Source organism: Bartonella vinsonii subsp. vinsonii (assembly GCF_902825235.1).
Classification (GTDB): Bacteria; Pseudomonadota; Alphaproteobacteria; order Rhizobiales; family Rhizobiaceae; genus Bartonella; species Bartonella vinsonii.
This window is the reverse complement of record NZ_CADEAJ010000035.1, coordinates 1-962: the sequence shown is the minus strand read 5'-3', so window position 1 is coordinate 962 and position 962 is coordinate 1. Positions and strand designations below refer to the sequence as shown.

Sequence of the window (962 nt, the reverse complement as noted above, 5' to 3'; positions counted from 1 at the left end):
GGATTTAAGCATCTGCCGATCCGGTATATTATTGACCCTCCGCATGGCTTATTTGATGCGGCGTTAGCACGGCAGATTGTTATTCATATCTTGCATTATCAGTTTGAGGTGCCACGGCGGCGTATTGTTGCCATACAAGCACGGCAGCGGACTTCTATTTCTCTGTCACTGCAGGTGATTAACCGGCGTTTAATGGAACCTGTCTTTGCGAAAGCTTATCAAAGATGGGCAGGGCGTGCGATGGATTTGTTTTTTAAAGAGATCAGAAAGGCGGCAGCGTGATGGCACAGTTTCAAAAGCTTGCTCTTGATGTGATTGTGGTGCCGGAGCGTATACGCCCTGTGGATGATGAACATGCCAAGGCACTTGCACAATCGATGGCGCGGGAGGGATTGATGAATCCGATTACGGTGCGCCATACTCCCAATGCTAAAGAGGGAAATTACACACTTATTGCTGGTGCGCATCGGCTGCGTGCTGCGGAGCTTTTGGGCTATAGTGACATTGATGCCGTTGTGGTGCAGGCTGATAAGGACAATGCCGCGCTTTTAGAAGTGGCAGAAAACCTCTTTCGCAATGAATTGTCCGTTATTGACCGTGCGCTTTTTGTCCAGACTTACCGCGAATTGTGGGAAAAGAAGTATGGGGAGATTAAGGTTGGTCGAAATAAAAAATCAAAGGATCAAGTTGATCCTTTGATCGGTGGTGAGACAGATTTTGAGAAATTGGTGCAACTTGCACCTATTTCTCAAACAGAGGTAAAAGGTGAAAAAGGAACAGTTTTATCTTTTGCTAAACATGTGGCGGACCGCATTGGTTTTTCTCAAGATGTTGTGAAACGTCTTAACAGTATTGCTCGGCATTTACAGCCGGAGTTGCGCTCTGTTTTGCGGGGGACAGCATTGGCAGATAATCAAGCGCAGCTGTTGAAATTAGCCAAGATGGAGCCGGTTGCGCAACGG

Annotated in this window: 2 protein-coding genes; both read left to right on the top strand. The window is 47.2% G+C overall.

Going from position 1 to position 962, the window contains the following annotated elements; translation table 11 throughout:
• On the top strand, nucleotides 1-282 hold a 282-nt coding region (locus tag J7R12_RS08570; protein WP_208439064.1), incomplete at its 5' end, for a hypothetical protein.
• Nucleotides 282-962: ParB/RepB/Spo0J family partition protein (locus J7R12_RS08565; protein ID WP_208439063.1), on the top strand; the 681-nt coding region annotated here is incomplete at its 3' end. The genes J7R12_RS08570 and J7R12_RS08565, both read left to right, overlap by 1 nt.